Annotated in this window: 18 protein-coding genes; 5 read left to right on the top strand and 13 right to left on the bottom strand. The window is 65.9% G+C overall.

Going from position 1 to position 17,620, the window contains the following annotated elements; translation table 11 throughout:
- Positions 1-105: 105 nt before the first annotated feature.
- The 5 genes from ACUXH0_RS04935 to ACUXH0_RS04915 form a co-directional block, all read right to left on the bottom strand.
- Entirely contained in the window at positions 106-549 is a 444-nt protein-coding gene (locus tag ACUXH0_RS04935) for a hypothetical protein (protein ID WP_012436291.1), read from the bottom strand.
- A 168-nt stretch (positions 550-717) separates the two neighbouring features.
- Positions 718-1,485: a sulfite exporter TauE/SafE family protein gene (locus ACUXH0_RS04930; protein WP_182593673.1), complete on the bottom strand. Its 768-nt coding sequence runs from the start codon at positions 1,483-1,485 to the stop codon at positions 718-720.
- A 64-nt stretch (positions 1,486-1,549) separates the two neighbouring features.
- Entirely contained in the window at positions 1,550-3,106 is a 1,557-nt protein-coding gene (locus tag ACUXH0_RS04925; RefSeq protein ID WP_024542258.1) for an ABC transporter permease/substrate-binding protein, read from the bottom strand.
- Positions 3,088-4,299, bottom strand: a complete 1,212-nt coding sequence (locus ACUXH0_RS04920; protein ID WP_004631858.1) for an HD-GYP domain-containing protein — start codon at positions 4,297-4,299, stop codon at positions 3,088-3,090. The genes ACUXH0_RS04925 and ACUXH0_RS04920 overlap by 19 nt, the downstream gene beginning before the upstream one ends.
- 270 nt (positions 4,300-4,569) lie before the next feature.
- Positions 4,570-4,842, bottom strand: coding sequence for a hypothetical protein (locus ACUXH0_RS04915; RefSeq protein ID WP_004631860.1), 273 nt, complete (start codon positions 4,840-4,842; stop codon positions 4,570-4,572).
- A 405-nt stretch (positions 4,843-5,247) separates the two neighbouring features.
- On the opposite strand from ACUXH0_RS04915, the gene ACUXH0_RS04910 reads away from it, so the two are divergent.
- The gene (locus tag ACUXH0_RS04910) at positions 5,248-6,054 is read left to right on the top strand and encodes a hypothetical protein (RefSeq protein ID WP_004631862.1); all 807 of its coding nucleotides are present in this window, start codon (positions 5,248-5,250) and stop codon (positions 6,052-6,054) included.
- Between the two features lie 24 nt (positions 6,055-6,078).
- Entirely contained in the window at positions 6,079-6,288 is a 210-nt protein-coding gene (locus tag ACUXH0_RS04905; protein WP_012436289.1) for a TetA prtoein, read from the top strand.
- A gap of 6 nt (positions 6,289-6,294) precedes the next feature.
- On the opposite strand, the gene ACUXH0_RS04900 is transcribed toward ACUXH0_RS04905, so the two are convergent.
- Both ACUXH0_RS04900 and ACUXH0_RS04895 read right to left on the bottom strand, forming a co-directional pair.
- Positions 6,295-7,107: a transporter substrate-binding domain-containing protein gene (locus ACUXH0_RS04900; RefSeq protein ID WP_012436288.1), complete on the bottom strand. Its 813-nt coding sequence runs from the start codon at positions 7,105-7,107 to the stop codon at positions 6,295-6,297.
- A 74-nt stretch (positions 7,108-7,181) separates the two neighbouring features.
- Entirely contained in the window at positions 7,182-8,597 is a 1,416-nt protein-coding gene (locus ACUXH0_RS04895) for a M20 family metallopeptidase (RefSeq protein ID WP_012436287.1), read from the bottom strand.
- Between the two features lie 234 nt (positions 8,598-8,831).
- Here ACUXH0_RS04895 and ACUXH0_RS04890 point away from each other — a divergent pair, with 234 nt between their 5' ends.
- On the top strand, positions 8,832-9,107 hold the full coding sequence (locus ACUXH0_RS04890) for a hypothetical protein (protein WP_009277411.1): 276 nt from the start codon (positions 8,832-8,834) through the stop codon (positions 9,105-9,107).
- Positions 9,108-9,135: 28 nt separating this feature from the next.
- On the opposite strand, the gene ACUXH0_RS04885 is transcribed toward ACUXH0_RS04890, so the two are convergent.
- The 4 genes from ACUXH0_RS04885 to ACUXH0_RS04870 form a co-directional block, all read right to left on the bottom strand.
- Positions 9,136-10,446 carry a HipA N-terminal domain-containing protein gene (locus ACUXH0_RS04885; RefSeq protein WP_012436286.1) on the bottom strand — a complete coding sequence of 437 codons (1,311 nt, stop codon included), beginning with the start codon at positions 10,444-10,446 and terminating at the stop codon, positions 9,136-9,138.
- 551 nt (positions 10,447-10,997) lie between these two features.
- Positions 10,998-11,930 (bottom strand): DMT family transporter, encoded by a 933-nt coding sequence (locus ACUXH0_RS04880; RefSeq protein WP_182593675.1) that lies wholly within the window; start codon positions 11,928-11,930, stop codon positions 10,998-11,000.
- A 59-nt stretch (positions 11,931-11,989) separates the two neighbouring features.
- Positions 11,990-12,538, bottom strand: coding sequence for a methylated-DNA--[protein]-cysteine S-methyltransferase (locus ACUXH0_RS04875; protein ID WP_012436284.1), 549 nt, complete (start codon positions 12,536-12,538; stop codon positions 11,990-11,992).
- Positions 12,539-12,551: 13 nt separating this feature from the next.
- A complete protein-coding gene (locus ACUXH0_RS04870; RefSeq protein ID WP_012436283.1) occupies positions 12,552-14,027 on the bottom strand; it encodes a DNA-3-methyladenine glycosylase 2 family protein in 1,476 nt (491 codons plus the stop codon).
- Positions 14,028-14,165: 138 nt separating this feature from the next.
- Here ACUXH0_RS04870 and ACUXH0_RS04865 point away from each other — a divergent pair, with 138 nt between their 5' ends.
- A complete protein-coding gene (locus ACUXH0_RS04865; protein WP_004631879.1) occupies positions 14,166-14,912 on the top strand; it encodes an SDR family oxidoreductase in 747 nt (248 codons plus the stop codon).
- A gap of 7 nt (positions 14,913-14,919) precedes the next feature.
- Here ACUXH0_RS04865 and ypfJ read toward each other — a convergent pair whose 3' ends face one another.
- Positions 14,920-15,807 (bottom strand): KPN_02809 family neutral zinc metallopeptidase, encoded by an 888-nt coding sequence (ypfJ, locus tag ACUXH0_RS04860; RefSeq protein ID WP_004631881.1) that lies wholly within the window; start codon positions 15,805-15,807, stop codon positions 14,920-14,922.
- A gap of 318 nt (positions 15,808-16,125) precedes the next feature.
- On the opposite strand from ypfJ, the gene ACUXH0_RS04855 reads away from it, so the two are divergent.
- Positions 16,126-16,716: a hypothetical protein gene (locus ACUXH0_RS04855; RefSeq protein WP_012436282.1), complete on the top strand. Its 591-nt coding sequence runs from the start codon at positions 16,126-16,128 to the stop codon at positions 16,714-16,716.
- 10 nt (positions 16,717-16,726) lie between these two features.
- Here the strand turns inward: ACUXH0_RS04855 and dapA are convergent, their stop codons facing one another.
- Complete coding sequence (gene dapA, locus ACUXH0_RS04850; RefSeq protein ID WP_012436281.1) at positions 16,727-17,617, bottom strand: 4-hydroxy-tetrahydrodipicolinate synthase; 891 nt, start codon at positions 17,615-17,617, stop codon at positions 16,727-16,729.
- Positions 17,618-17,620 lie beyond the last annotated feature (3 nt).

The raw sequence follows: 17,620 nt of genomic DNA, 5'->3' as shown, positions 1-17,620 counted from the left end.
ACGGCCTCATCTGGCCTTGAAATACAAAACGCCCGATGCGGTGCATCGGGCGCTCGGAGACTGAGCACAGTGTCAACCTATGGCAGGACTTGACAGCGGATGCCGTTACTGCATGCTGCCCGTGGCGTCGGAGCGGCGTTCGCGGCAGACGCGCTGGGCTTCACCCGCCAGCGAATCGCACTGGTTGGCGCGGCGCGACCAGAAGGCGCGGTCCGACGACGATTCCGCCGTCGCCATGCCCCTGCCATGGCGGTGCGTGACGTGCTTGTCGACCCACTTGTCGGTCTTCACATGCGCACGATGGACTTTCTGCTTGAGCGTGCCGGGCGTCGCTTTCGGTTGCGCACCAGTGGCCTTGTTGTGATAGCCGGGGTTGGCGGCAGCATCGGCGTTGCGCTGAACCTGGGTGCGCGGGCCCTCCATTGGGCTATCGACGCCCGTCACTGCGCTGTGGTCCTTCTGCTGGGCCTGCGCGGGCGCCGCGCCGATCCACGCACAGGCGGCCACGGCGATCGCGGCGGCCAGACTCGACATCTTGCGTGCTTGCATGCTCGTTCTCCTTGTTGCGAAACGGGGGGCGGCTTCATGGCACGCATGCCGCGTGCCACGACGTGCATCCCTAACGTCACAATAGGAAAGCGGCCACCCGGCAGACAGTCGGCGTTGACTGAACCGCCTGTCGGACAAACGCTGTCAAGACAACGCGGGATGCAGCGTTCAAGCGCGCATGAACAGCCAGACCGTCAGGATGATCCCGACGATGACGACGAAGCCGCGCAGCACCTTTTCCGGCAGCCGATGCAGCAGCCAGGCCCCAGCAAACCCGCCCGCGATGCCGCCGATGCCTAGCGCCACCACGGCCGCCCAGTTCACCTGCGGCGAGAACGCAAACACCGCCACGGCGGATGCATTCATCGTCATGGCGAGCACGTTCTTGGTCGCACCCGCCATGCGCACCTGCTGGCCGGCCACGGTGAGCGCCGCCAGCATCAGGAAGCCGATCCCACCGCCGAAGTAGCCGCCGTAAATGGCAATTGCAAACTGCGCGGTCGCCAGCGCGGTGGTCGACATGCCCGATGCTGCGTGCAGCGGTTTACGCCGGAAGCTGCCCCACGCAAACACGCTCGTTGCAAACAGCACGAGATATGGCACCAGCTTGGTGAAGAACGAAGGCGGTGTCGCCAGCAGCAACAGCGCGCCTAGCACGCCGCCCACCAGACTGATGACAATGAGCTGCTTGAGCGAGAGGTGATGCTCGCCGGCATCGACGCCGCCGGCCAGTTTGCGTCCGGCGATCGACGAGGTGATCTGGCTCGGGAATAGCGCGATCGTCGACGTCATGTTGGCGCCCAGCGGGTTGAGCCCCGCCAGCAGCAACGCCGGAAACGTGATGAACGACCCGCCGCCCGCGAGGGCATTTTGGGCGCCGGCATAGACGCCGGCTGCGGCGACGAGCAGGGCGGTGGAAAACGAAAGCGTGGTCATAAGCGGGGCGTGCTGGGCGGCTGGAATGACCGCGATGGTAATGGAACGCCCGCGCGCGTGCTCGTTAGCGCGGTGGGGTGCTGCCGCTGCGCCGGCGCAGCCGCCATTCGGCCAGCTCGAACGCGGCCTGCACGAGCAGCGCCAGCACTGCTGCGGGGATGGCGCCTGCGAGCAGCGTTGCGCTGTCGTTCAGCGCGAGCCCGGTCGCGATGCGCTCGCCATAGCCGCCGGCGCCGATGAACGCAGCGATGGTCGCCGTGCCCACACTGATGACCGCGGCGGTTTTGACGCCGGCGAGGATGACCGGCAGCGCCAGCGGCAGATCCACCACGCGGGTGCGTTGCGACGGCGTAAGTCCCAGCGCCAATGCCGCATCGCGCAGGCCGTCGGGTACCTGTTCCAGCCCAACGATGGTGTTGCGCACGATGGGCAACAGCGCATAGACCGCCAGCGCAATCAGGGCCGGTACGACGCCAATCGACCCGACGACGGGGATGAGCATCGCCAGCAGTGCCAGCGACGGAATTGTCTGCAGCACGCCCACGATCGCAAGGATCGGCTGCTTGATCGGGCGACGCGCGGCCACGAGGCCCAGCGGCACGCCCAGCAGCACGGCAACGCCGGTGGAAATGCCCACCAGCACGAGATGCCGTTGCGTGAGCCGCCCCAGGCCGTCCGTCAGCCGGGCGAAGAACGCGCGGGTCGGTGTGGCAGCCGGCGCGTTGCCATGCCCAGCGAGAAACCGCCGCGCCGCTTGCGAGAACGACTGGCCCTCGAGTTCGACCGCTGCATTCATTGCCACCATGTCGTCGCGCTGGATGTGCCCCGCGAGTGTGTTGATCGCCTGCCATTGCGCCGGATGCCGCTGCGCAACGTCGGCGCGGTAAAGCAACACGGCGTCATAGCGCGGGAAGACGTGCGCCGGGTCGTCGAGCACACGCAGATGTTCGCGGCGGATCTTGGCGTCAGTGGAGTAGATGTCGATCACGTCGACTTGGCTGGCGCGCAGCGCGTCGTAGGCAACGCCGTGGTCGAGGCCTGTCGGGGGCTGCGGCAGTTTGTAGCGCTGCACAATCGCCGGCCAGCCATCGGCGCGGCCGAGAAATTCGTGCGAGAGGCCAAGCCGCAGCGTCGGATGCGTGGCGAGGTCGGCCAGCGTGCGGATGTGTTCGCGCTCGGCATCGGCTTCGCGCATGGCCAGCGCGTAGGCGTCTTCAAAGCCGAGCGGCACGCCGGCCGCCAGGCCCATCGGCGCAAGGCCGCGGTTGACGTCGGCCAGCAGCGCGGCTTGATCGGGATTGGCTGCCTGGTCGGCGGGCAAGTGGAGGATTTCAGCGGCGATAGTGCCGAGGTAATCCGGATAGACGTCGATGCTGCCGTTCCTGAGCGCGGCAAAGACGATGGCGGTGTTGCCCAGGCCCGGTACGTGTTCGGCGGGGCCGCGCGGGTTTGCGGTCTGCGTGAGGATTTCGCCTAGCACGTAAGACTCGGTGAAGCGTTTTGAGCCGATCCGCAGTGGTTGTTCTGCGAAGGCCGATGCGCTGCTCGCCAGCCAGCCCAGCGCAAGCCATGCCAGCAAGCGCCACAGAAAGGGGCTACGGATCAGTCGCCGTGTATCCAAAGTTCGTTGAGGTCGGTCAGGCCCCAGTCGCGGGGTTCTTCTCGCGAGGCGATCTGGTCGCCGGTCTGCGCCAGGTCGATGAGTTCGGGGGCAATCCGCGTGCCCGACGATATCGAGAAGAATACCTTGACCGTGGGCGTGAGCAACGCGCCCGGCGCATGCTGCATGACCACAGCCAGCCGGCCCGAACGCAACCGGACCAGCGAGCCCACCGGATAGATGCCCACGCTTTTGACAAAGGCGTTGAACACCATCGGGTCGAAATGATTGCCGCGCCATTCGACCATGCGCTGCACGGCGTAGGCGGCTTCCCACGCCTTCTTGTACGGGCGGTCGGACGTCACCGCGTCGTACACATCGCAGATGGCGCCCATGCGTGCAAACAGCGAGATGCCTTCGCCGGCCAGCTTGTGCGGATAGCCGGTGCCGTCCATGCGCTCGTGGTGGTGCAGGCAGACGTCGAGTGCGATGTCGCGCATGCTGCTGTCGCCGGCCAGGATGTCGTGCCCGGCCTGCGGGTGGACGATCACGTGGCGGAATTCAGCGTCGGTCAGGGCGCCGGGCTTGTTCAACACCTCGGGCGGGATTGCGATCTTGCCGATGTCGTGCAGCAGCCCGGCCAGGCCGGCGTCGCGCACTTCGTCGTCTGACAGCCCCAGCTGACGGCCTAGCGACACCATGAGCGCGCACACAGCCACTGAATGCAAGAACGTGTAGCGGTCTTTCGCTTTCAGCCGCACGAGGCTGGTCAGCGCGCTGGGGTGTCGGTCGACCGAGCCGGAAATGGCTTCCACCAACGGCAGTGCGTCGCGCGCTTCGATCGTGCGGCCCATGCGTGCATCGGCAAACATGGCCTGCACGGCCACCTCGGCCTTGCTGATGAGCCGGGCGGCGCGGCGCATTTCTTCCGCATACGTGACGGGGCGCAGGGCGATGCCGGCGTCGGCGGCGCAGGCGGGCGGCGCCGGCACCTCGGGGGGGGCCGGAGGTGCTGCATTGGCGGCGGCCACGTCGGTGCCGCGCATGATGTCGATCCACACCTCACGCACTCCGCTGGTACGCAGGCGTTGCAATTGGGCAGCATCTTCCACGCGAAAACGGGCCCGCCAGAACGGGTGTTCCAGCCAGGAACCGACGAATTCGTCGAGGTACATGCCCACCCGCAGGTGTTCGATAGCGATGCGCTTGCGCATGTTGATGTTCAGAGATCGGCCGTGGCGGGGCACGTGATGGCGCAACGGGTCCAGGGGAAGGCTACCCGCCAACGAATGGATTCTCTTCTATCGGACGTGCGGCCGCGGCCTTGAGGGGGAAAAGTCCGGGCTCGCCATGTGAAGTCTGCGGGTGTAGGCGAAAAAAAGCGGCCAAAAGGCCGCCTAGGTAAGCCGGTGCCGGTGCCAACTGGGGCCCCCGGCGTCGGGGAGGGAGAGTGATACGGGTGATGCGGACAGCAGATCGACGACTTATTGGCCGTCGCTGAACGGGTCAGCCTTGCCGACCAGCGCGCCGTCGGTGTACGGATCCGCCTTGCGCAGGGCGCCATCGGTGTACGGGTCGGCCTTGCGCACGGCGCCGTCGGTGTAGACGTCGGCCTTGCGGGCGCCATCGGTGTAGGGGTCAGCCTTGGTCACGGCCTGGCCGTTGGTGTACGGGTCTTTGTTTTGCACGCCGGCAGCGAAGGCAGGAACAGCGGCAACAGCGATCAGCGAGGCGAGAATCAGGTTCTTGGTCTTCATGATGGACTCCACAACAGGGGGGTGAGCATTGCCGCAGGGCAGTTTCGCTGCAGCGCGGTAACGCGATGGCATAAGCTTAGTCGTTGCCCAGAGGGTAAAAAAGTAGTTCTATTAAACTCTTTGTTCAAAAAAGAAGAACAATTTTGGCCCTTCAAGCGCGGCAACCTGCACATAAGTCATTGAAGTGAAATGAAAATGTGAGATGCGGGATAACCCTTAATGCGAAGGTCTGACGACTGGCGCGGCAAAAAATTCCTGTCTTGAGGCTCCCGATTGTTGCGTTGCATTACAGACAGCGGGATTCCCCTTCCCACAGCCCCCCATGTGGCGGCTAAACATTCGGCGTGGATGGTCGTTGATGCAGGTACGGGCGGCGTTTTCCGCCCCTTGTGCAGGAAGGTCATCATGTCCATCACCACCGCGTCCATCGCCCGTTTCGAGATTGACGGCGTCGCTTACCAGGCGAGGCTGTTTGCCATGCCGTTCCACGTGCCGGAAAACGGCCGCGTGCGCGCACATGCGATCGGGCGTCCGGACATGCCGTTCAGCGGTGTGCACGTGCTGGCCGGGTGGCTGAAAGAGCGCGTGTTGCCCGAAGGCGTGTGCCTGGTGATGGCCGATCGCCTGTTCTCGCACGGCGCGGTGGAGCAGTGGTCGGGCGCCGACGGCGCGCGTGCGGCCAAGGTGCTGTCGCAGGTCGCACTTGGCAGCAAGAGCAGCCATCGCCTGTGGCGCAACACCGTGGCGGGTGGTTTCCGCGACGAGACCGCGTTCTTCCTGGGCGCCGCCTTTGTGCAGACCGATGCCCCCGTCGACGACATCCGCCTGCTGGGTGACCTGATTCCGGCGGCTGAATGGTCCAGCGTGGCCGATGCCGCCTCGACCATGATGGGCCTGCACCTGTATCGCCCGGACGAGCCCGAAACGCTGGTCAGTTGCGCGCTGCTGGCACCGTCCTGGACGGAGGCCGCCGTGGAGCGCGCCGACGGCTACCGTGCACTCACGCTGCTGCATTCCTTTACCGAAGACGACGAGGTCATCCACGTCGACATCGAACTGCTGCCGCCGGGCCAGGTGGTGCTGCAGGTGGAGTCGTGCTCGACGCGCTTTTCTGCGCGCTTTGACCCGGCGCTCCTGGGCCGCGACATGACCGACGCATTGCTGCGCGACGCACTGGCCCTGCAACACGGCGATCCGGCCAGCCTCCACTAAGCTTGCAGGCGGCTCTCGCGTCAGGTGGGCGAGCATGGGCAGGGCGAATTGCAGGGCGCGCTGGCGAGCCTCGCCAGCGTGGCCGCCATGATTGGGCCGCCGGTGGCCACAGCCTTTTATGCGCTAACGGCGCCAGTGTGGTCCGGCGCGGTCTGGTTGATGGGCGCGCTGCTTAACGGCGTGCGCCTCGTGTTGCTGGTGGGCGACGCAGCCAAGCGCGCCGCACGGGCGTAGCACCGCTCACTTGACCGGCGCATTCCACGGATACGCCAGCCACGCATCAAAGCGCTTGGCGAACTCACCGCTCTCGGCGGTCTGCCGCAGCCACTGGTCGACAAAGTTCTTGAACACGACGTCGCGCGGGAGCAGGTAGGCCTTCTCGGAGAAATCGAACGGCGCTTCCGGATGCACGGCGCACAGTTCGGGGTGCAGCTTCTGCTGCAGCTTGGTTTCCACCGCGTCAGTCATCATCAGGTCTGCGCGGCCGGCGACGATCTCGTTGAAGATCGTCACGTTGTCCGGATACACGCGAATCTGCGCTTGCTTCAGATGCTCGCGCGCAAATTTTTCGTTGGTGCCGCCTGGGTTGACCACGGCCCGCACGTTCGGCTGGTCGATCTGCGCCAGCGTCTGATATTTCGACTGGTTCTCGCAACGCGTGATCGGCGTCTTGCCGTCGCGTTGATACGGAATCGAATAGAACGCCTTCTTCTGCCGCTCCAGCGTGACCGACACCCCGCTCATGGCGATGTCGTAGCGGTCAGCCGCAAAGTCCTGCATCAGCGTCGACCACGTGGTCGGCACGATTTCCAGCTTTACGCCGAGGGCTTTGGCCAGACGTTCGCCCATCTCGACGTCCAGGCCGATGAAGCGGCCATCGGCGGGGTTCTTGTAGGTAAAGGGCTTGTAGTCGCCAGTGGTGCCGACGCGCAGCGTGCCGCGCGCGATGATTTCGTCGAGTCGGTTGGTGGCTTGCGTGGTTTGCGCCAGGGCGGGTGCCGCGGCGCAGGCGCACAGCAGCAGGGCGCTCGTGCGGATGAAACGGTTGAACATGGAATGCCCTCCTGAGAAATCAAAAGGCGCGGCCGTCCGGTACCGGGGCCGACCGCGCCCACATCGACGCCGGCTTACTGGCCCGACGCCTTGCTCCATTGCAGCGCGTTCAGCACCGCCAGCGACATCGCCGTCACACCCGTCTTGATGGACGGTTCCGGCACGGGCGCGAACAGCGGCGAATGATTGGTCGGCAGCGGCTTGGCGCCCGGCTTGAGCGAGGCAAGGAACGTCTGCGGGTCGTTCACACCGATGAAGAAGAACATTGAGGGGATGCCCGCGTCAACAAACGCCGAGAAATCTTCGCTGGCCGTGATGGGCGGCACGCGCAGTACGCGCTCGTTGCCGAAGGCGGTCTTGAACATCGCCTCGGTGCGCGCGACCACGGTCGGGTCGTTGTTGACTGCCTTGCCGCCCTCGGTGATCTTGATATCGGCGTCCGGCGCGCCCGACATCTCGGTGACGGCCTTGGCCGTGCGGCGGATACCGTCAAGCATCTTCTGGCGCACCGCTGGCTTGTACGAGCGGATCGTGCCGCGCAGCAGCACGCTGTCCGGGATGATGTTCTCAGCACTGCCGCCCTGGATGGCCCCGATGCTCACCACGCCAAATTCCTGCGGATCCTTCTCGCGGCTGATCACGCTTTGCAGGTCGACCACGAAGCGCGCCGCCATCATCACGGGGTCGATGGTCTTGTCAGGCGCGGAGCCATGGCCGCCGCGGCCCTTGAACGTAATTTCCAGCCCGTCGGAGTTGGACGTGATCGGCCCGCTGTTGAAGACGATCGAACCGTACGGCCCCGGGCCCGTGTGCAGCGCAAACGCATAGTCGGGCTTGGGGAAGCGCTTGAAGAAGCCGTCGTCGATCATGCTCTGCGCGCCCGACACGGTTTCTTCGGCAGGCTGTGCGACGAACACCAGCGTCCCGTGCCAGCGGTCCTTGAGCGACACCAGCGTCTTCGCCGTGCCCACCCACGACGCCATGTGCAGGTCGTGCCCGCAGCTATGCGCCACGCCTACGTCTTCGCCGCGCCATTTGGTGTGGACGTTGCTCGCGTAGGGCAGGCCGGTTTTCTCCTCCATCGGCAGCGCGTCGAGTTCGGTGCGCACCAGGATCGTCGGGCCGGCCCCGTTGCGATAGACCGCCACCACGCCGGTCTTGCCGACGTGCTCTGTTACATCAAAGCCGATCTTGCGCATCTGCTCGGCCAACGTGGCCGCGGTGCGCGTTTCCTGGAACGCCAGCTCCGGATGCGCATGGATGTCTTTGTAGAGCAGATCGAGCTGACCGTATTCCGCATTGACCGCTGCATCCACCGCCGGTTTGATCTGCGCCACGTCGATCCCGCCGGCCGTGGCCGCCGCAGCCTGTGCGGGCGCGGCCGACGCGCCACCGGGGCTGAACGGAATCTGTGCGAATGCCGGCAAGGCTGCACCGGCCAGCAGCCAGGCGAGCGCAGTACGTTTCAACCGGATGGGTGGCGTGATCATGATGTCTCCTGTCGTTGTGGTGGCGCCAACAAAGTCGTTGCTTGGTCAATCGATTCGATTATGCAACGTGATTCAGAGCATGTGCACCCGGGGGCATCCCCAAGTCGGTCCTTGCGGGTCAGACGGCAAACGGAAACGCGCGCTCAGGGATGAGCGTCACGCTTGGCACTCGATAGGCGCTTTCCTAGACTGGGTCAGGTGTGCTGTTTCAGTGAATCGAACATCGAAACGCGGATGAATCCGACGACGTCCTGTCTACAGCTAGCGTTTCGCGATGCCCCGCCCGGGGAGACGGCGATTCGTGCGGCGCTGGAAGCCGCGCAGCGGGTGCTTGAACGCAGTGGTGTGTCGCCGCGCGAAGCGTTCGCGGCCTACCAAGCCTTCGCCAGCGGGGCGGGGAGCCCCGACACGCTCGCGCTGACGTTCGCCCGAGCGGAAGCCGAGGCCATGGATACATTGGCCGCGCACGGCTACACCCGCTACGGTTCGGTCAGCCTGGCTGCGCTCTAAGCGCCTGCGGTGGCCGCGCGTTTGCGTTTCAGACTTCTGCTGTCTTTCCGCCCAGCCGCCGTGCCGTCTCGGACACATGGCGATGGATGCGCGCGAGGAAATCGATCTCGGCAGCGCGCGTCGGCGAATGTCCCAGCGCCTGCGAGAGATGCGTCGCCACGAACGACGACTGCGGCGCGAGCATGCTGATCAGCCGCAGCAACTCGCGGCGCGCCTGACTGGCGTCGTAGCCAAGGTGATCGGCAACGGCGAGCAGCGCGTCCTGATCGATGGCGTCATAGCGGGCTTGTGCGTCCGGCGACAGTTCATCGGCATTCCATTCGTTAGCGTAGACCGCTGCGCAGAACAGGTGATCGTGCGCCGCGAGGCGGATGCCATCCGCACCGATGTGGAAATGCAGTGTGCCGGCCGAGGCGTTGCGCCCGCCAATCAACAGGCAGAACACCATCCAGCGGAACAGCGCGGCCGTCGCGCAAGCCGGGTCCGCGCACAGGCTTGCACATTGCGCGACCTGCTCGACGGTGATCGGCAGGAAGCGGTGCTTGGGGGAGAGCCCCAGCAATTGCACCGCCGAGACGACATAGCGCGCCTGCACCAGCGCGGTGTCGTCGCTCTTGCAGCGCAGGGTGCGATCAAGGCGCTGCACCACGGCGGCGGTTTCCGGAAACTGCCGCAGGCCGATGAACGGTGTGTCCAGCCCGATACTGCGGCCCAACAGCGTGGCCCAGCAGTGGTTGATGGTGGCGTACGGAAGGTGCGCGCCTTCGCCCAGATCCAACCGGACGAAGTGGCTCGATTGCGCGGCATTGGCCGGCGCGGAAAACCGCCCTAGCCACATCGACACGGGCAGGCCATTCGAAGCCAGGAAGGGCAGGCTGATTTCTTCGGACGCGGTGGCTGCATCGGCGCCGTAGCGCGCGCGAGGTTCGGCCACGCGCAGCGGCGTGCTGCGGGGCGGGCGCCCGACGGTCTGCTGGAACTGCAGCACGAGATCGCGCTCGGACAGCCCGTCGGCGCGGCCGCTGCAGGGTTTGAGGCCGATGGGCACCAGCGCCAGCGGGCCATCCAGATGCGGCGCCGCTTGCGCGAAATGTTCCAGCGCGGCGGCGGCAGCCTTGGGCGTGTTGCGTGCCGGTTCGGGCAGCAGGTATTCAAAGAAGTTGCGTACCGGCTGGGCTTTTGCCGTGTCGGCGATATTGCCGGCGGTGCGCGGCAGGTGCGGACTCAGATCAAAGCCCTGCGACGAAGCCTGCCAGCGTGCATCGTATTCGAACGCCCAACCGCTGCGGCCGCACGATAGCTGACCGATCAGATGCTTGTTCAGGTAGACGTCCAGCATGCGCGTATCCAACATATTTGATGGAGCGTGCGTAGTCGGCTGTGCAGCGGAGAATCCGCCGGCAATTGGGAATTTTGGCTGCTTTGCAGCAAATATGCCATTCCCTCGCACGCCCCTCATCGACCGAGGGCGAGCATAACAAAGAAAATCTGCACAACGCGCGGAGATACCCGAATTTGATGATGCAATTTTCTCAAATCGGATTATCGGATCGTTAAGATCGAGTGCGCTTTGGTCGATGTTTCAGGTGTCTACTTCAGTTTTGCAGATTTTTTAAATCTAGCTGGAGAGTCAATGTTGGCGCCATTGAATAAATTTCAGGGGCGTCGCTACGATAGTGTATTCATTACAAATCGGCATTTTATCGCGGCGATGCCAACACTTTGTCGCGCTGCGCCAATCGGCGAAAAGTCCTTCGCTATGTCAGGGCAAAGATGGCATAACCGCATTGCGCATGGATTCAACTGCGGATTTTAAGCGCCGGCTTCAAGCGGTTTCTGATCGGTCAGGAGCGCGCCCCGGCCAACCGGGGCACGACGAACTGGGCCCATTCAGCGGCCGGAACGCAACAGCGGATCCTTCTCGTTTGCTGTGGTCGCTGCATTTGCAGGGGCCTTTTTTCCCGGAGCGAACACGCCGGTCGAGAGCGACGTGCCGAGCAGGATGACGGCGCAGCCGATCACCATGTTGAGCGTCAGTTGCTCGCCCAGGAACAGGATGCCCCACAGCACGCCAAACACCGGGATCAGGAAGGTGACCGATACCGCGCGCGTCGGCCCCACGTGCGCGACGAGTCGGAAGAAGAGGATGTAAGCCACGCCCGTGCATGCGATACCCAGTGCAATGACGTGCAGCCACACGCTGCCGGTGGGCGTTTGCGCGGGCCACAGCCAGTAGGCCAGCGGTGCGAGCACGATGGCGGCGCCCAATTGGCTGCCGGTTGCCACGGCCAGCGGCGGCACGCCGGTCAGGAAGCGCTTGGTGTAGCTGCTGGCCACGCCGTACAGCACGGTGGCGGACAGCGCCGCGGCCACCGCCACGCCGCCTTGTTTTGCGTCGATGACAGACGACCCGCCCACCAGCACGATGACGCCGATGAAGCCGATCGCCAATCCCAGCACGCGCAGCGACGACATCCGCTCACCGAGCCACGTGAACGCAACGATGGCCGCAAACAACGGGGCCGCCGCATTGAGCACCGAGGTGAAGCCCGCCGTGAGCGTGAGTTCGGCATAGGCGAACAGGCAGAACGGGATGGCCGAGTTCAGCACGCCCACGGCCAGCAGATGCGGCCAGTGCGTGCGCAGCGCGCCCATGCCGCCGCGCAAGGTGAGCATTGGGACGAGGAAGCACGAGGCAATCGCCACTCGCAGCGCGATGAGCGCAACGGGCCCAAAGGGCGGCGCTGCCACGCGCATGAACAGGAAGGAGCCGCCCCATAGGGCAGCCAGCGTGAGGAGTTCGAGCACATCGGAGCGGCGCATGAAGAGGTCTCGTTATCGTTGTGGGGTGGTGTGCGCGCATTGTCCGCGCGATTTGCGTTTTATGCAGGCAGCAGTGCCAGCGTGCTCTGGCGATCGTCGTCGGGCATGGGCAGGCGTTGTCCAACCTGCGCGGGATGTCCTTCGAGCCGGAGCAGCGCGGCCTTGCGCGGCAACCCGCCGGCATAGCCCGTGAGCGCACCGTCGGCGCCGACCACGCGGTGGCACGGGATGGCGATCGAGATCGGGTTGCGGCCCACGGCGGTGCCCACCGCGCGCGCATGTTCGCGTGTGAGCCCGAGGCGCGCCGTGATCTGGCCGTAGGTGGTGCGATTGCCGAACGCGATGTCGCACAGCAGGCGCCAGACGTCTTGCTGGAACGGTGTGCCGTCGGGCGCCATCGGCAGATCGAAGTCGTGCAGCTTGCCGGCAAAGTACGCGGTGAACTGCGCCTGCGCCTCGCGGATGACCGGGACGTCTGCGCCCGGCGACATGCGCGCGGTGTTCACGGGAATCGTCTTCTGGCCGGGAAAGAACGCGCCGGTCAGGTGGGTGTCGGTGGCGGTCAACAGCAGATCACCGAGGGGGCAGGCAAAGATGTGGCGGTACATGGCGGTCGATTCGTCAATGCGACGCAGGCTGGGTCAGCGCATCCTCGCGATGCCAGAGATGCATGGCGGCGTAAGCGCGCCACGGGGCCCACGGTTTGGCGCGCTCGACCATGGCACGGCGAGTAGGCAGCGCGCCGTCTCCGTCTGCAAGGCGTTTGCGCAGGACGTAATCGCCCAGCGGGAATGCGTTCGGCCAGCCCAGTGCGCGCATGGCGATGTATTGCGCTGTCCATTCGCCGACACCGGGCAGCGCTTGCAAGGCGGCCAGCGTGGGGGCGAGCGGCACCAGTGGTTCAAGCCGCAGGCTTCCGCCGTCGATGGCGCGGGCGAGTTCGATGACGGTAGCAGCGCGGCTGGCTTGCAGACCGGTTTGCGCGGACAGCGCCTGGGCATCGCTGTTCGCCAGTGCAGCCCCGCTCGGAAATGCTGTGGTCAGCCCTTCGCTCGGTTGCGGCAGCGGCACGCCGTACACGGCAGTCATGCGTCCGAGAATGCGCCGGGCCTGCGCCAGCGAAATGACCTGCCCGGCGATGGCGCGCACGGCAATCTCGAAGCCGTCCACGGCGCCCGGCACGCGCAGGCCGGGCGTCTCGGCAGCAAGCGTGCCGAGGTGCGCATCGACTAGGTCCGGGCGGCAATCGAGATCGAACAGCCGCCGCGTACGCGCCAGCACGGGCGGCATGGCGTGCAGCAGACTGGGCGACAGGGTCAGTGCCACCGCGTGGCGTTGCGGCACATTGCGCGCGTGCAGCCAGCCGATGTGCCGCACGCCGCCGTAGTCGACGGTGATCGTGCGGGCGTAGCTGTCGGCGGTGACCACCTCGACGCCGTCGACGGCACGGGCGCGCAGAAATTCGAGCAACGCCGGCCACGCAAACGGCGGACGGCAGCCGAGCATGAGCGTGGGGCCGTCTTCGGTGCGCGGTGCCGTCGTGCGCGAGCGCAGGCGCGTGGGTGTAAAGCCGTAGCGCTCGATAAAGCCGCTGTTCAGGCGCCGGACGCTTCCGAAGCCGGCGGCAAAGGCGACGTCGCCGACGGGCATGGCCGTATCGGTCAGCAGCTGTTTGGCGAGCAGCAGGCGCTGCGTTTGCGCGTACTCGATGGGCGAGACGTCGAACTCCGCGCGGAAGATGCGGCGCAAGTGGCGGTCGGTCACGCCCACGGCTGCAGCCAGCGCGGTCAGGTCGTGTTCTTGCAGAAAGCCTTCGTCGATCATGCGAGCGGCGGCGCGTGCAAGGTTGGACGACATCTCAGCCAGGCTGTGCCCCGGTGCCAGTTCTGGCCGGCAGCGCAGGCAGGGCCGAAAACCCGCGCGCTCGGCAGCGGCCGCCGTGGTGAAGAAGCGGCAGTTCTTCTCCAGCGGCGTGCGCACCGCGCAGACCGGGCGGCAATATACGCCGGTGGATGTCACACCGACGAAGAACCAGCCGTCAAAACGTCGGTCGCGCGATTGCACGGCGTGGTAGCAGGCGTTGTGGTCGAGATGCATGGTGGTGATCGGGGGACTCGCCAGCTAGTCTAGCCCTGTCGGCCCGAATGAATTCGCCGGATTCGGACACATCCCTCGATGTCAAAACTTCGGTATCTCGGCACAATTGCGAACACAACTACACATCAGGAGACCGGCATGTCCAAGACCATCGTCATTACCGGCGGGAGCCGGGGTATCGGTCGCGCCACGGCGGTGCTGTGCGCGCAACGCGGCTGGTCTGTCGCGCTGCAATACCGCGGCAACCGCCAGGCGGCGGAAGAGACGGTGGGGCTGATCGAACAGGCCGGCGGCCATGCGCTGGCGGTGCAGGGCGACGTGTCGAACGACGAAGACGTCATCGCGCTATTCGAGGCAGCGACGGGTCGCTTTGGTGCGCTGCATGGGGTGGTCAACAACGCCGGCATCGTGGCCGAGGCGCAGGACGTGGCCGATATGACCACGCACCGGCTGCGGACGATGTTCGAGACCAATGTGCTGGGCGCCTTTCTGGTCGCGCGCGAGGCGGCGCGGCGGTTGTCGACGTCGCGCGGTGGTGTGGGCGGTTCGGTGGTGAACGTGTCGTCGGCGGCGTCGCGCCTGGGGTCGCCGCACGAATATGTCGACTACGCCGCCTCAAAGGGTGCCGTCGACACCATGACGCTGGGCTTGGCGCGTGAACTCGGGCGCGATGGCGTACGTGTCAATGCCGTGCGCCCCGGTTTGATCGAGACCGATATTCACGCCTCTGGCGGCCAGCCCGACCGCGCTCAGCGCCTTGGCAGCGGCACGCCGATCGGCCGCCCCGGCACGCCGCAAGAAGTGGCCGAGACCATCGTCTGGCTGCTCTCCGATGCGGCGTCGTACGTGACTGGCGCGCTGCTGGATTGCGCGGGTGGGCGCTGACGGGTGATCAGGCGTCCGCCCCCGCGCGGAAGGTATCGCACTGGCGAAGGTCGCCGCCATCGAAGCCCTGACGGAACCAGTGCATGCGCTGCTCGGACGTGCCATGCGTGAAGGCATCGGGCGTGACGCTGCGGCCGGCGTTGCGCTGCAGGGTGTCGTCGCCGATGGCGTGTGCGGCGGTCAGAGCTTGCTCCAGGTCGCCGCGCTCAAGCAGACCGCGTTGCTGCGCAAAGTGGCCCCACACGCCAGCCAGGCAATCGGCCTGCAGCTCCAGCTTGACCGACAGCGCATTCGTCCCAGCCTGCGATTTGCCGGCCTGTGCGCGGCTGACCTTCTCCGACACGCCCAGCAGGTTCTGCACATGGTGGCCCACTTCGTGCGCGACGACGTACGCAGCGGCAAAGTCCCCTGGGGCGCCAAACTTGCGGCGCAGTTCATCGAAGAAACCGAGGTCCAGGTAGACCTTGGTGTCGGCCGGACAATAGAACGGGCCGACGGCCGAGGTGGCGTCGCCGCAACCTGAGCGGATGCCCTGGCGGAACAGCACGAGCTTGGGCGGCTGATACGCGCGGCCGGCTTGCTTGAACAGTTGGCTCCACGTGTCTTCGGTGTCGCCCAGCACGTGCGAGACCAATTGCTTGCTGCGGTCGTTGTCGGTCTCGCCGGTCGGCCTGGCCGGGCTGTGCGGCGCGGATTGCGTCGGCGCATTCTGCGACACCTGCATCACCATGCTGAGGATTTCCAGCGGGTTCTTGCCCATCAGCAAGCCCACCACGGCCACGATCGCGATGCCGCCGATGCCGAGCCGCATGCCGCCCCCGCCGAAGCCGCCGCCGCCCGAGGATGAGCGCTCATCCTCGACATTGTTGCTTTCGCGCATGTCATCCCAACGCACGGTGTTCTCCTTGAGGGGCCTGTGAGGCAATTAGGGCGGGGTAAGGCCGGGTGTCACACCCGGCAAACTTTGCAAAGTCTACCTGCTGTGCGTACGTACGGGCATGCCGCCGCGCTGCCGAATCGTCTGTACGGAGCGCCAGCGCGAGCATTGGCAAGGGTTCACGGCGATTTGCGGCGCCGCACAAAGCCCGGCAGGAAACTTGCTAGCCAAGGCTGCTCATCCTCCGTCCGGCTGTCACACAGGTGACATGCGGCGGTTCCCGAATAACGTTCGGCAGAAGATGACGCTGCCGATCCATGACCTCGAGTTCTCACCATGCGCTTGCCTGCTTCGATCACTGCTCAACCACCCGGCGCCACAGAGCCGTCGCATCTGGCTGCCACCCATGTCGATCCGACCGAGGTGTCGGACGTGGAGCAAGCCACAGCCGAGCGCAAGCCGTGGTGGGGACGCGTGTCGGATGCAGTCATGGGCGGCGCATTCAGCAGTGTGGCAGCCGCGTTGATTGCGGTGACGGGCGCGATTTACGTTGGGATGTACCACGCGCCATGGGTGAAGAGCCTCGCCGGCCACACGCCGTCGGCCGCACAGGCCGGCGATGCGATGAGCGTTGCCATGGCCGCCGGGCCTGCCAACGCCGCCGCGCCGGCGCTGACGGCTGCACCCGCGCCGGCGGAAGCTGCCACGCAACCCGCATCGCCCGACCGGGTTGCGGCCGCGCGTGACCGGATGGAGCAACGCGTCTACTCGCAGGTCCAGCCGCCGCGTGCCCGCACGGTGGCCGAACGCGAGACGATGGAAGACAACGACGCGCCGGCGCCGGCCAACGCGCGCCGTCATCATCGCGGTACGCGCTACATGCGCCACGGCGCGCCGTTCAACGCGGCGTGGTACAAGGGCGCCTGATCGGCCCTCTCTACATCGCGGCCAGCTGCGGCGGGCAATCCGCTTTGACGTTTTCCAACGCGTGCATCGCTGCCACCAGGCGGCGGTGCAGCGATTCGGATACCGGCAGAATCGGCGCGCGCGTGTCTGCGCCAATGCGGCCCTCCGCTGACAACACCGCCTTGACCGGCGCGGGGTTCGGCTCTGCAAACAGCAGCGCAGCCAGCGGCGCCAACGCGTCGGCCAGGCGGCGCGCCTCGTCGATGCGGCCCGCACGATGGTGCGCGACGAGCGCCACGAACAACTCCGGCCGCAGATGCGCGCCGGCCAGGATGCCTCCCGTGCCGCCATGTGCGAGGCAATCGAGCAGCGCGCTGTCATCGCCGCTCAGCACATCCAGCGGCCCATCCTGCAACGCGCCGAAATGCTCGGCCACACATTCCTTGATGGCGATGATGTTGGGCTGTTCAGCCAGCGCCAGCGCGGTATCGGGCGCGATCGAGACGCCTGTGCGCTTGGGCACGTTGTAGAGCACCACGGGGCGGGCCGTGCTGGCCGCCACGTGTGCGTAGTGCCAGTGCAATCCCGCTTGCGAAGGGCAGACGTAATACGGCGGGGGCACGAGGTAGCCGGCGCTGTTCCAACGCTCGTAGTGGCGGATCTGCGCGCACACGTCGCGTGTGTCCGTCGCGCCGACGCCGATCAGAAACGGCGTGCGCTCGCCGCAAGCGTCCGCGATGGCCTCCAAAACGGTGTAGCGCTCGATCTGAGAGAGCAGCGCGGCTTCACCGGTCGTGCCCAGCGCCACGAAGCCCGACACACCGGCGCCCTCGTAATGGCGTACCAGTTGCCGCAGTGCGGCGGTGTCGACCTGTCCATGGTGGAACGGCGTGACCAGCGGAATCCAGATTCCTGAGAACATGGC

Source organism: Ralstonia sp. 110700041-2 (assembly GCF_056280165.1).
This window is presented reverse-complemented; position numbering and strand designations above follow the sequence as displayed.

Coding starts and splice junctions, on each gene's coding strand:
- dapA (WP_012436281.1), bottom strand. CDS start 17,617: ATGTTCTCAGGAATCTGGATTCCGCTGGTCACGCCGTTCCACCATGGA.
- ACUXH0_RS04880 (WP_182593675.1), bottom strand. CDS start 11,930: ATGCGCCGCTCCGATGTGCTCGAACTCCTCACGCTGGCTGCCCTATGG.
- ACUXH0_RS04890 (WP_009277411.1), top strand. CDS start 8,832: ATGAATCCGACGACGTCCTGTCTACAGCTAGCGTTTCGCGATGCCCCG.
- ACUXH0_RS04895 (WP_012436287.1), bottom strand. CDS start 8,597: ATGATCACGCCACCCATCCGGTTGAAACGTACTGCGCTCGCCTGGCTG.
- ACUXH0_RS04915 (WP_004631860.1), bottom strand. CDS start 4,842: ATGAAGACCAAGAACCTGATTCTCGCCTCGCTGATCGCTGTTGCCGCT.
- ACUXH0_RS04910 (WP_004631862.1), top strand. CDS start 5,248: ATGTCCATCACCACCGCGTCCATCGCCCGTTTCGAGATTGACGGCGTC.
- ACUXH0_RS04900 (WP_012436288.1), bottom strand. CDS start 7,107: ATGTTCAACCGTTTCATCCGCACGAGCGCCCTGCTGCTGTGCGCCTGC.
- ACUXH0_RS04875 (WP_012436284.1), bottom strand. CDS start 12,538: ATGTACCGCCACATCTTTGCCTGCCCCCTCGGTGATCTGCTGTTGACC.
- ACUXH0_RS04855 (WP_012436282.1), top strand. CDS start 16,126: ATGCGCTTGCCTGCTTCGATCACTGCTCAACCACCCGGCGCCACAGAG.
- ACUXH0_RS04870 (WP_012436283.1), bottom strand. CDS start 14,027: ATGCATCTCGACCACAACGCCTGCTACCACGCCGTGCAATCGCGCGAC.
- ACUXH0_RS04935 (WP_012436291.1), bottom strand. CDS start 549: ATGCAAGCACGCAAGATGTCGAGTCTGGCCGCCGCGATCGCCGTGGCC.
- ACUXH0_RS04865 (WP_004631879.1), top strand. CDS start 14,166: ATGTCCAAGACCATCGTCATTACCGGCGGGAGCCGGGGTATCGGTCGC.
- ACUXH0_RS04920 (WP_004631858.1), bottom strand. CDS start 4,299: ATGCGCAAGCGCATCGCTATCGAACACCTGCGGGTGGGCATGTACCTC.
- ACUXH0_RS04930 (WP_182593673.1), bottom strand. CDS start 1,485: ATGACCACGCTTTCGTTTTCCACCGCCCTGCTCGTCGCCGCAGCCGGC.
- ACUXH0_RS04885 (WP_012436286.1), bottom strand. CDS start 10,446: ATGCTGGACGTCTACCTGAACAAGCATCTGATCGGTCAGCTATCGTGC.